Genomic DNA, 11,442 nt, shown 5'->3' with positions numbered 1-11,442 from the left:
TCGGCCGCAGGGGCCGCGACCTTGTGTCCAGATGCCGAAAACTCAACTTCCTTGACTCGTAGACAGGAGGCAGTCGCCGCAGCGACCGCCTCATCAAGATCAGAACGTGGTTTTCAGCGTCAGGGACAGCCAACCACGATCGTTCAGGGTTTCGCTGCCACTGAACGCCACCAGCTGGCTGTCACCGATGCCCGGGGCGCCGGCAAAGGCATTGGGGCCGGTGACGCCCTCACCGAAGTAGTCGCTGTAGGTCAGGTTGATCTTGTATTGCGAATAGACGTCGAGGCCCAGGCCAACGCTCCAGGCTCCGGCGTCCTCAGCCACGCCCAGCGCTGCCGGGGAGTTACCCTTGAGACCGATGCCGTAGTTGATCGGCATGGTCAGATCGATGCCGGGGAACACCTGGAACCAGGTGGGGGTGAACGCCACGTTCATGCCCCAGGCGTCATCGCTGACGCAGCCACCCTTGGTACCCAGAGTGCAGCCACGGTCCTCATGTATGGCGTCGAACTGGGCCTTGGTCGCGTCACTGACGTCGTCCAGGTTCACGTAGGTCAGTTCTGCTGTCAGCGGAGCCGAGTCGAACAGCGGGGTCTTGCCGATATAGGCGATCGCGTTGACCAGTGCGTGCCAGGTATCGCCGCGGGCGTTGCCGGCCAGGGCGGTATCCTCGCGGCGTGATACTTCCGCACTGACCGAGACCGAGCCAAGCAGGCGGCTGAAGCTCAGGCCGTAGAGCTTCACGTCCTCGGCATAGTCGTTGTAGAGCACACCGCTGGCCGGATCGAACACCACATTGGGCATGCGGTCATCGAACTTGCGGTAGTAGAGGCCGAGGTTGCCTCCCAGGGTATCGGACTGAATCTGCGCGTTGACGCCGAAGCTGCCCTTGTCGTCCGGCGTCTTGTTCGGCCCGCCATCCACATCGCCAACATAGGGCAGGCCCAGATTCTGGCCACCCAGCAGGGTGACGTCGCTGCCACCCAGGTAGGTGCCGCCATCCGGGAAGCGGTGCGGATCCCACTCCATATAGTAGTTGGCGGCCATGCTGATCTTGTCGGTCAACTGCGCGGCTGCAGACAGCTGATTCTGCGGAAGGAACAGCTCCTTGACCTCGATGCCCGGCGTTGCGGTGGCCTTGCGCAGGTCCAGCGGACCCTGGCCATAGGCGATGCTGTCGCCGAAGCTGAACAGCGACTCGCCCCAGTAGACGTTGTGGCGACCGACCCGGAAGTTCACCGGGACTGCGCCGAGGTTGAGCTTGGTAAAGACGAAGGCGTCGAGAATCTCGCCGGAGCGCTTGTTGTAACGCTCCACCTCGTTGGTGAACTTGTTGTTCGGGTAAGGAGAGGTCAGCCCCAGCCGCGCCAGGTCGGGATTGACCCGCACATCGTCTTCATAGTCGAAGTCGTTCCAGCCGGCAGCCGACACACGGAAGCCGTGATCTTCCTTGTAGATGAAGTCGAACTCACTGAGGATGTCGACGCGGTTGGTCACCACATCGCCCTTGTCGCGTGAGTAGGTAGAGGTGCTGAAGCCCGCAGTATCTCCCAGAGTGTTGTCGCGCCCCTCCATGCGCCAGCCGATGTTGTACTTGAGGGTGTTGTCCCAGCGCACGGCGATATCCGGATTACCGGTATCGATGCTGATCGCAGCAGCCGGCAGCGCCGCCATCGCCATGACCGCACCGCCTACGACACCCATGGCGTGAGCAGTTTTGAGCTTGCGAGCGATAGTTTTCTTATTCTTGTTCACATATACCTCCGAGTCTCAAGGGGCCAGCACACCATAGCGCACCGGCTGAATAAAACCATCATGATCGTTTGTTTTTATAAGCGCCTTTCTCACTTTCCGGCCTTGAAATCACCAGAGGTTGATTTCAAACGCCCAGGTGAATCGACCCGCAGGACAGCAACGGTGGAGCCAACGCTGGACTACCACCCCATGACATGGACCGAACGGTCCATGTCAGCGAGAAAAAGGAAGTGTCGTGATGGAGTGCCTGGGAGCAGCTCAGGTGAGTGCCGAGCAGGAAGATTGGCGGCGATCGGCGCGGCCGTGATCGGATGCTGTCCGCCAGGTTGGCTGGACAGTGATGAGCCGACAGAAATCGTCATGGACGCATCCTCGCTTTTCTTATTTTTGTCATCAGCTTGATGGAAACCTTGCACGCCCTGCGGTCAACTTAAAAACCGACAGGAAGGTTTTTATTAAAGCTATCCCCTCACTGCCTCATGCGCAAGCCTCCCGGGGAAAAAATCTTGTCCCCGCCCTGCCGCCACTCGAAATGAACGGCTTTGGATCCCGAATGGCAGAGAACGAGGATTTTTGCAGATCTTATCTGCGAAAAGCCCCATTGAACTGCGCAAATTCCCACTGCTAGCCTGCTTCAACAGTCCGGCCAACCACCGGCAAGAACAACAACAAGGCAAGCCTGCAAAGGCGAGGTGACCATGACCGCAACCCGCTCCATCCCCACCGTCAAGCTGCTGATCAACGGCGAGTTCGTCGAATCGCAAACCACCGAGTGGCGCGATGTCGTTAACCCTGCCACCCAGGAAGTGCTGGCCCGTGTGCCCTTCGCTACCGCCGAGGAAATGAACGCCGCCGTGGCCAGCGCCAGGGAAGCCTTCAAGACCTGGCGCAAGACCCCGGTCGGCGCCCGCGCCCGCATCTTCCTCAAGTTCCAGCAGCTGATCCGCGAGAACATGAAGGAGCTGGCGGCGATCCTCACCGCCGAACAGGGCAAGACCCTGCCGGACGCCGAAGGCGACGTGTTCCGCGGCCTGGAGGTGGTCGAGCATGCTGCCGGCATCGGCAACCTGCAGCTCGGCGAGCTGGCCAACAACGTCGCCGGCGGCGTCGATACCTATACCCTGCTGCAACCGCTGGGCGTGTGCGCCGGCATCACCCCGTTCAACTTCCCGGCGATGATCCCGCTGTGGATGTTCCCGATGGCCATCGCCACCGGCAACACCTTCGTCCTCAAGCCCTCCGAGCAGGACCCGATGGTCACCATGCGCCTGGCCGAACTGGCGCTGCAGGCCGGCATCCCGGCGGGCGTGCTCAACGTGATCCACGGCGGCGCCGAGGCGGTCAACCTGATCTGCGATCACCCGGACATCAAGGCGGTGTCCTTCGTCGGCTCGACCAAGGTCGGCACCCACGTCTACAACCGCGCCTCGCAGAACGGCAAGCGTGCGCAGTGCATGATGGGCGCGAAGAACCACGCCATCGTTCTGCCCGACGCGCACAAGCAGCAGACCCTCAACAACCTGGTCGGCTCCGCCTTCGGTGCCGCCGGCCAGCGCTGCATGGCGCTGCCGGTGGTGATCCTGGTCGGCGAGGCCCAGGCCTGGCTGCCGGAGCTGGTCGAGAAGGCCAGGACCCTCAAGGTCAACGCCGGCTGCGAGCCCGGCACCGACGTCGGCCCGGTAGTGTCCTGCGCGGCGCTGGAGCGCATCAACGGCCTGATCGAGCGCGGTGTGCAGGAAGGCGCAGAGCTGCTGCTCGATGGCCGCCATCCGCAGGTCGCCGGCTACCAGGACGGCAACTTCGTCGGCCCGACGATTTTCTCCGCCGTCAGCACCGACATGACCATCTACAAGGAAGAGATCTTCGGCCCGGTGCTCTGTGTGCTGCAGGCCGCGACCATGGATGAGGCGATCGCCATCATCAACGCCAACCCCAACGGCAACGGCACCGCCATCTTCACCCGCTCCGGCGCCGCGGCCCGCCACTTCCAGGAGGAGATCGACGTCGGCCAGGTCGGCATCAACGTGCCGATCCCGGTGCCGGTGCCGCTGTTCTCCTTCACCGGCTCGCGCGGCTCCAAGCTCGGCGACCTGGGCCCCTACGGCAAGCAGGTGGTGCAGTTCTACACCCAGACCAAGACGGTCACCGCGCGCTGGTTCGACGAGGACGAGGTCGGCGGCCCGGTCAACACCACCATCACCCTCAAATAAAAATCGCGCCACGGTCGCCAACCGACCGTGGCCTGCCAAGGGATACCGTCATGAACTACAAGAACCTGCTTCTGGAAATGCACGGCAAGGTGGCGCTGATCACCCTCAACCGCCCTCAGGTACTCAACGCACTGTCACCCGAACTGACCGCCGAACTCAGCGCACTGCTCGACGAACTGGAGACTGACGACGAGGTTGCCGCAGTGGTGCTCACCGGCAACGAGAAAGCCTTCGCCGCTGGTGCCGACATCAAGGCCATGAAGGACTTGAGCTACATGGAGGTGTACAAGTCCGACTTCATCACCACCACCTGGGAGCGCCTGAGCACCTTCCGCAAGCCGAGCATCGCCGCGGTGTCCGGCTACGCGCTGGGCGGCGGCTGCGAGCTGGCGATGATGTGCGACTTCATCATCGCCGCCGATACCGCCAAGTTCGGCCAGCCGGAAATCACCATCGGCACCATCCCTGCCGCTGGCGGCACTCAGCGGCTTGCCCGCTTCATCGGCAAGGCCAAGGCCATGGACATGGTTCTCACCGGTCGCATGATGGATGCACAGGAGGCCGAGCGCTGCGGCCTGGTCAGTCGCCTGGTGGCGCCCGAGCAGCTGATCGACGAAGCGCTCAAGGCCGCCGAGAAGATCAGCCAGATGTCCGCCCCGATCACCATGATGGCCAAGGAGGCGGTCAACCGCGCCTTCGAGATCCCCCTCAGCGAGGGCATCCGCTTCGAGCGCCGGCTGTTCCACTCGACCTTCGCCACCGAAGATCAGAAGGAAGGCATGGCTGCGTTCAGCGAAAAGCGCAAGCCGAACTTCAAGAACCGCTAACCGCCCGGATGCGTGAGGACTCATCATGAATATCGGATTTCTCGGACTCGGCAACATGGGCGGCCCGATGGCCCTCAACCTGGTCAAGGTCGGCCACCGCCTGCACGTCTATGACCTTTCCGCTGCCTCGGTCGCCCATCTGGTCGAAGCCGGCGCCAGCGCCGCCAGCTCCCCGGCAGCGCTGGCGCAGAGCGATGTCGAGGTCATCGTCACCATGCTGCCAGCGGCGGCACACGTGAAGGCCGTCTACCTCGGCGACGATGGCCTGCTCGCCCACGTTCACCCAAGCGTGCTGCTGATCGACTCCTCGACCATCGACCCGCAGAGCGCCCGCGAAGTCGCCGCCGCCGCGCGCCAGCACGGCAACCCGATGCTCGATGCCCCGGTTTCCGGCGGCACCGGCGGCGCCGCGGCCGGCACCCTAACCTTCATGGTCGGCGGCGAGACCACCGACTTCACGCGTGCCCAGCCGATCCTCGCCGCCATGGGCAAGAACATCGTTCACTGTGGCGGTAGCGGCAATGGCCAGGCCGCCAAGGTGGCCAACAACATGCTGCTGGGCATCTCGATGATCGGCGTCGCCGAGGCAATGAGCCTGGGCGTGGCGCTGGGCGTCGATCCCAAGGTGCTCGCCGGCATCATCAACACCTCCAGTGGGCGCTGCTGGAGCTCGGATACCTACAACCCCTTCCCCGGCGTGATGGACAACGTGCCCGCCGCGCGCGGCTACAGCGGCGGCTTCGGCAGCGACCTGATGCTCAAGGATCTCGGCCTGGCCAGCGAAGCCGCCAGGCAGATCCGCCAGCCGGTGATCCTCGGCGCCCTCGCCCAGCAGCTGTACCAGAGCTTCAGCCTGCAGGGGCATGGCAGCCTGGACTTCTCGGCGATCATCGACTTGTACCGCAAGGGAGACTGAGCATGAGCGACGTCGAACTGCCCGTACTGGCGGAAGTCCGCAACCGTATCGGCCATCTGACCCTCAACCGGCCGGCGGGCCTCAATGCCCTCAATCTGCCGATGATCCGCCTGCTTGCACGGCAGCTGCAGGCCTGGGAGCAGGACTCTCAGGTGCTTGCCGTGGTCCTGCGCGCCAACGGCGAAAAGGCCTTCTGCGCCGGCGGCGATATCCGCGCGCTGTACGACAGCTACAGGGCCGGCGACGGCGAGCACCAGACCTTCTTCGAGGAAGAATATGCCCTCGATCAGTACATCCACGGCTACGGCAAGCCACTGATCGCGCTGATGGACGGCTTCGTCCTCGGCGGCGGCATGGGTCTGGTGCAGGGCGCCAGCATGCGGGTGGTCACCGAGCGCGTGCGCATGGGCATGCCGGAAGTTGGCATCGGCTACTTCCCGGATGTGGGTGGCAGCTATTTCCTGCCTCGGCTGCCCGGCGAGCTGGGCATCTACCTGGGCGTCACCGGCACCCAGATCCGCGCTGCCGATGCCCTGTACAGCGAACTGGCCGACTGGTGCCTGTCCAGCGAGCAGATTCCCGAGCTGGACCGCTGCCTGGACAACCTGACCTGGAATACCCATCCGCGCGAGACGCTGCGCACCCTGCTGGCCACCCTGGGCACCAGCCGCATGCCGGGGGCGGAACTCAAGGCCTGGCGTCTGGCCATCGACGAGTACTTCGCGCTGCCGGACCTGCCGGCCATTCGCGCCGCCCTGCTGGCGGAAAGCCGTCCCGAATTCGTCGACTGGGCGGAGGAAACCGTCAAGCTGCTGGACAGCCGCTCACCGCTGGCCATGAGCGTGACTCTGGAAATGCTGCGCCGCGGTCGGACTCTGCCCCTTGCCGACTGTTTCGCCCTCGAGCTGCACCTGGACCGTCAGTGGTTCGCCAACGGCGATATCATGGAGGGCGTACGCGCTCTCCTTGTCGACAAGGACAAATCGCCGCGCTGGAACCCGCCCACCCTCGACGCCGTCAGCCCTGAGCACCTCAACCGCTTCTTTGCCGGCTTCAAACCGCTGAGCAAGGTACGCCTGGCGGGTTGAAGACGGCCAGAGCAGGCTGATCAGCAGACAATAAGAGAGAACGCTGATGCACGATATCGAACTGACCGAAGAACAACGCATGATCCGCGACATGGCGCGCGACTTCGCCCGCAGCGAGATCGCGCCGCATGCCCAAACCTGGGAAAAGGCCTGCTGGATCGACGACGCCCTGGTCGCCAAGATGGGAGAACTCGGCCTGCTCGGCATGGTGGTACCGGAGGAATGGGGCGGCAGCTACGTCGACTACGTGGCCTATGCCCTGGCGGTCGAGGAAATCTCCGCTGGCGACGGTGCCACTGGCGCCATGATGAGCATCCACAACTCGGTAGGCTGCGGCCCGATCCTCAAGTACGGTAGCCAGGCGCAGCAGGACCGCTGGCTGCCCGAGCTGGCCAGCGGCCGGACCATCGGCTGCTTCTGCCTCACCGAACCGCAAGCCGGTTCAGAAGCCCACAACCTGCGCACCCGCGCCGAACTGCGCGATGGTCACTGGGTGATCAACGGCGCCAAGCAGTTCGTCAGCAATGCCAAACGCGCCAAGCTGGCCATCGTGTTTGCGGTGACCGACCCCGAGCTGGGCAAGAAGGGCCTGTCGGCCTTCCTGGTGCCCACCGACAACCCCGGCTTCGTGGTCGACCGCAGCGAACACAAGATGGGCATCCGCGCCTCGGATACCTGCGCGGTAACCCTGCGCGACTGTCACATCCCCGCCGAGAACCTGCTCGGCGAGCGTGGCCGGGGCCTGGCCATCGCCCTCTCCAACCTCGAGGGTGGCCGCATCGGCATCGCCGCCCAGGCGCTGGGCATCGCCCGTGCCGCCTTCGAGGCTGCGCTGGCCTATGCCCGCGACCGCGTGCAGTTCGGCAAGCCGATCATCGAGCATCAGAGCATCGCCAACCAACTGGCCGACATGCACACCCGCCTGAATGCCGCGCGCCTGATGGTGCTGCATGCCGCCCGCCTGCGCAGCGCCGAGCTACCCTGCCTGTCCGAGGCCTCCCAGGCCAAGCTGTTCGCCTCGGAAATCGCCGAACAGGTCTGCTCCAGCGCGATCCAGATCCACGGCGGCTACGGCTATCTGGAGGACTACCCGGTGGAGCGCTACTACCGCGACGCCCGCATCACCCAGATCTACGAAGGCTCCAGCGAGATCCAACGCCTGCTGATCGCCCGTGAACTGGCCAACTACCAGCTTTAAGCCCATTTCCATACAGGCCGCAGAGGGCCTGCCTTGCTCAATAAGAAGAGGAATCCCATGAAGATTCTGGTCCCTGTCAAACGCGTGGTCGATTACAACGTCAAGGTCCGGGTCAAAGCCGACAACAGCGGTGTCGACCTGGCCAACGTCAAAATGGCGATGAACCCGTTCTGCGAGATCGCCGTGGAAGAAGCGGTGCGCCTCAAGGAAAAGGGCATCGCCAGCGAAGTGGTGGTGGTGTCTGTCGGAGCCAGTGCCGCCCAGGAACAACTGCGCACCGCCCTCGCCCTCGGCGCCGACCGCGCCATCTTGGTCGAGACCGGCGAGGAGCTGGGTTCACTGGCCGTGGCCAAGCTGCTCAAGGCCGTGGTCGACCAGGAGCAGCCGCAGCTGGTGATCCTCGGCAAGCAGGCCATCGACAGCGACAACAACCAGACCGGCCAGATGCTCGCCGCGCTGACCGGCTTCGCCCAGGGCACCTTCGCCTCCAAGGTCGAAGTCGCCGGCGACAGCGCCAACGTTACCCGCGAGATCGACGGCGGCCTGCAGACCGTCGCGCTCAAGCTGCCAGCCATCGTCACCACTGACCTGCGCCTCAACGAGCCGCGCTACGCCTCCCTGCCCAACATCATGAAGGCCAAGAAGAAGCCGCTCGACGTGCTGACTCCCAATGCGCTGGGCGTGTCCACCGCCTCGACCGTGAAGACCCTCAAGGTTGAAGCCCCAGCCGCGCGCAGCGCCGGGATCAAGGTCAAGTCGGTGGCCGAACTGGTCGAGAAACTGAAGAACGAAGCGAAGGTGATCTGAGATGGCAATCCTGGTAATCGCTGAACACAACAACAGTGCCCTGGCTGCCGCCACCCTCAATACCGTGGCCGCCGCCCAACAGATCGGCGGCGATATCCATCTGCTGGTCGCCGGCTCCGGCTGCAGCGCCGTGGCCGAAGCGGCTGCCCAGGTCGCCGGGGTGGGCAAGGTGCTGGTCGCCGACCACGCCGCCTATGCCCACCAGTTGCCGGAGAACCTCGCCCCACAGGTTGCGCAACTTGTTCAGGAGCAAGACGGCAAGGGTTACAGCCATGTGCTGGCTGCCGCCACCACCACCGGCAAGAACGTGCTGCCGCGTGTGGCCGCCCTGCTCGACGTCGACCAGATCTCCGAGATCATCAAGGTCATCAGCGCCGACACTTTCCAGCGGCCGATCTATGCCGGCAACGCCATCGCCACCGTGCAGTCCAGCGCGGCGATCAAGGTGATCAGCGTGCGCGGCACCGGCTTCGACGCCGTTGCCACCGAAGGTGGTTCGGCCAGCATCGAGACCATCACCAGCGTCTGCGATGCCGGCATCTCCCGCTTCGTCGGCGAGGAAATCGCCAAGTCCGAGCGCCCCGAGCTTACTGCAGCGAAGATCATCGTCTCCGGCGGTCGCGGCATGCAGAACGGCGACAACTTCCAGCTGCTCTACAGCATGGCCGACAAGCTCGGCGCCGCCGTCGGCGCCTCGCGCGCGGCGGTGGACGCCGGCTTCGTGCCCAACGACATGCAGGTCGGCCAGACCGGCAAGATCGTCGCGCCGCAGCTGTATATCGCCGTCGGCATCTCCGGCGCTATCCAGCACCTGGCCGGCATGAAGGACTCCAAGGTGATCGTCGCGATCAACAAGGACGAGGAGGCGCCGATCTTCCAGGTCGCCGACTACGGTCTGGTCGCCGACCTGTTCGAGGCCGTCCCGGCGCTGGGCGAGAGTCTGCGCGCCTGACCGTCATTCCCCCACCGGGGCGTTGCTAACGCCCCATCATCACATCCTGATTTTCCTGCGCCATCTCGCGCAGGAAATCCCAGGTCACCCGCATGCGGGCAAGATCCTTGCCCTCCACCGGCATCAGCATCCAGAACGTGCGCACGAACTCCACCTCGTCGGCGAGAATCTCCACCAGGCGCTCCTCACTGCGCGCGGCAAAGCTCGGCAGGATCGCGATGCCAGCTCCGGCAATCGCCGCTTTCTGCTGGGCCAGGATGCTGGTGCTGCGCAAGGCTATCTGCTTCGGCTTGCCGATTTCGTCGAGGTAATGCAGCTCCTTGCTGTACAGCAGGTCCTCGATATAGCTGACGAAGGTGTGTTCGCGCAGATCCTCGCGACTGCGGATCGGCGGCTGGCGTTCCAGGTACTCCGGCGCCGCGTACAGCCGCAGGGTGTAGTCGGTCAACTTGGTGATGATGTAGGGACCGCGCTCCGGGCGCTCCAGGGTGATCACGATGTCGGCCTCATGGCGTGCCAGACGCACCATGCGAGGTACCGCCAGCAGGTCAATGCTCAGGCTAGGGTGGTGCCTGGACAACTTCGCCAGCTGACCGGCCAGCAGCTCGACGCCGTATCCTTCGGTGGCGCCGATCCGTACGCTGCCGGACACCCCGCCGGCAATGCTCTCACCCTCGTCCTTCTCAATGGCCAGGAACGCACTTTCCATCGCTTCTGCCTGAGCCAGCAGGCGCCGCCCCGACTCAGCCAACTGGTAACCGCTGCCGCTGCGGATGAACAGCGGGCGCCCCAAACTCTTCTCCAACGCCTGGACACGGCGGGCAACCGTAGTGTGATCGACCTCCAGATGCCGCGCCGCAGCCGTCAACTTGCCCGCCCTCGACAGCTCGAGGAAATAACGCAGATTGTCCCAGTCCATACCTGACTCCTGTGCAGAAATGCAGCTGCCGTATGCGATCTTGCGTGTTGCCAAGGGCAACATTTCACCGGCATGATCCAATTAAAACATGTGTGTTTGTTTTTAAACAAGAATCTCAGCGGCGCCACACCGCGCCAGCAGCCACAACACTGCAACCACCGATAGCTATCCGCATTGCTTCACGCGGAGTTGCGAATCTCAAACAGGAGCTTTGACGTGCATATCGGCATACCGCTCGAAACCCACGCCGGGGAAACCCGCGTGGCCGCCACGCCGGAAACGGTGAAGAAACTCGTCGCCCAGGGCCACCAGGTCATCGTGCAGAGCGTTGCCGGCGTTGCCGCCAGCATCCCCGACGATGCCTATGCCGCCGTCGGCGCCCACCTCGGCGACGCCGCCGCCGCGCTGGGCGCCGCCCTGGTGCTCAAGGTCGCCGCCCCCGACGCCGCCGAACTGGCCATGATGCAGCCCGGCGCCGTGCTGGTCGGCATGCTCAACCCGTTCGACGCCGCCAACATCGCGCGCATGGCCGAACACGGCATCACCGCCTTCGCCCTCGAGGCGGCGCCGCGCACCTCGCGCGCGCAGAGCCTCGACGTGTTGTCCTCGCAGGCCAACATCGCCGGCTACAAGGCGGTGCTGCTCGCCGCCCACCACTACCCGCGCTTCATGCCGATGCTGATGACCGCCGCCGGCACGGTGAAGGCCGCCCGCGTGCTGGTGCTCGGCGCCGGCGTCGCCGGCCTGCAGGCGATCGCCACCGCCAAGCG

Annotated in this window: 10 protein-coding genes; 8 read left to right on the top strand and 2 right to left on the bottom strand. The window is 64.4% G+C overall.

Annotated elements, in window-relative coordinates; all coding sequences use genetic code 11:
- Positions 1-99 precede the first annotated feature (99 nt).
- Positions 100-1,704, bottom strand: a complete 1,605-nt coding sequence (locus tag BMZ19_RS17890) for a DUF1302 domain-containing protein (RefSeq protein ID WP_212633248.1) — start codon at positions 1,702-1,704, stop codon at positions 100-102.
- A 749-nt stretch (positions 1,705-2,453) separates the two neighbouring features.
- Between BMZ19_RS17890 and BMZ19_RS17885 the strand changes: the two genes are divergently transcribed.
- The 7 genes from BMZ19_RS17885 to BMZ19_RS17855 are packed head-to-tail and all read left to right on the top strand — an operon-like array spanning position 2,454 to position 9,753.
- Positions 2,454-3,965 carry a CoA-acylating methylmalonate-semialdehyde dehydrogenase gene (locus BMZ19_RS17885; protein WP_090312946.1) on the top strand — a complete coding sequence of 504 codons (1,512 nt, stop codon included), beginning with the start codon at positions 2,454-2,456 and terminating at the stop codon, positions 3,963-3,965.
- Between the two features lie 50 nt (positions 3,966-4,015).
- Positions 4,016-4,792 (top strand): enoyl-CoA hydratase, encoded by a 777-nt coding sequence (locus BMZ19_RS17880; RefSeq protein WP_090312945.1) that lies wholly within the window; start codon positions 4,016-4,018, stop codon positions 4,790-4,792.
- Positions 4,793-4,817: 25 nt separating this feature from the next.
- The gene (mmsB, locus tag BMZ19_RS17875) at positions 4,818-5,708 is read left to right on the top strand and encodes a 3-hydroxyisobutyrate dehydrogenase (RefSeq protein WP_090312944.1); all 891 of its coding nucleotides are present in this window, start codon (positions 4,818-4,820) and stop codon (positions 5,706-5,708) included.
- Positions 5,709-5,710: 2 nt separating this feature from the next.
- Positions 5,711-6,796, top strand: a complete 1,086-nt coding sequence (locus BMZ19_RS17870; protein WP_090312943.1) for an enoyl-CoA hydratase/isomerase family protein — start codon at positions 5,711-5,713, stop codon at positions 6,794-6,796.
- Positions 6,797-6,842: 46 nt separating this feature from the next.
- Positions 6,843-7,994, top strand: a complete 1,152-nt coding sequence (locus tag BMZ19_RS17865) for an acyl-CoA dehydrogenase family protein (RefSeq protein ID WP_090312942.1) — start codon at positions 6,843-6,845, stop codon at positions 7,992-7,994.
- A 57-nt stretch (positions 7,995-8,051) separates the two neighbouring features.
- Positions 8,052-8,801 carry an electron transfer flavoprotein subunit beta/FixA family protein gene (locus tag BMZ19_RS17860; protein WP_090312941.1) on the top strand — a complete coding sequence of 250 codons (750 nt, stop codon included), beginning with the start codon at positions 8,052-8,054 and terminating at the stop codon, positions 8,799-8,801.
- Position 8,802: 1 nt separating this feature from the next.
- The gene (locus BMZ19_RS17855; RefSeq protein ID WP_090312940.1) at positions 8,803-9,753 is read left to right on the top strand and encodes an electron transfer flavoprotein subunit alpha/FixB family protein; all 951 of its coding nucleotides are present in this window, start codon (positions 8,803-8,805) and stop codon (positions 9,751-9,753) included.
- 25 nt (positions 9,754-9,778) lie between these two features.
- Here the strand turns inward: BMZ19_RS17855 and BMZ19_RS17850 are convergent, their stop codons facing one another.
- A complete protein-coding gene (locus tag BMZ19_RS17850) occupies positions 9,779-10,672 on the bottom strand; it encodes a LysR family transcriptional regulator (protein ID WP_090312939.1) in 894 nt (297 codons plus the stop codon).
- Positions 10,673-10,888: 216 nt separating this feature from the next.
- Between BMZ19_RS17850 and BMZ19_RS17845 the strand changes: the two genes are divergently transcribed.
- Positions 10,889-11,442: Rossmann-fold NAD(P)-binding domain-containing protein (locus BMZ19_RS17845; RefSeq protein ID WP_483153916.1), on the top strand; the 554-nt coding region annotated here is incomplete at its 3' end.

Origin of the sequence: Pseudomonas linyingensis (assembly GCF_900109175.1) — a bacterium.
Lineage (GTDB): Bacteria > Pseudomonadota > Gammaproteobacteria > Pseudomonadales > Pseudomonadaceae > Geopseudomonas > Geopseudomonas linyingensis.
This window is presented reverse-complemented; position numbering and strand designations above follow the sequence as displayed.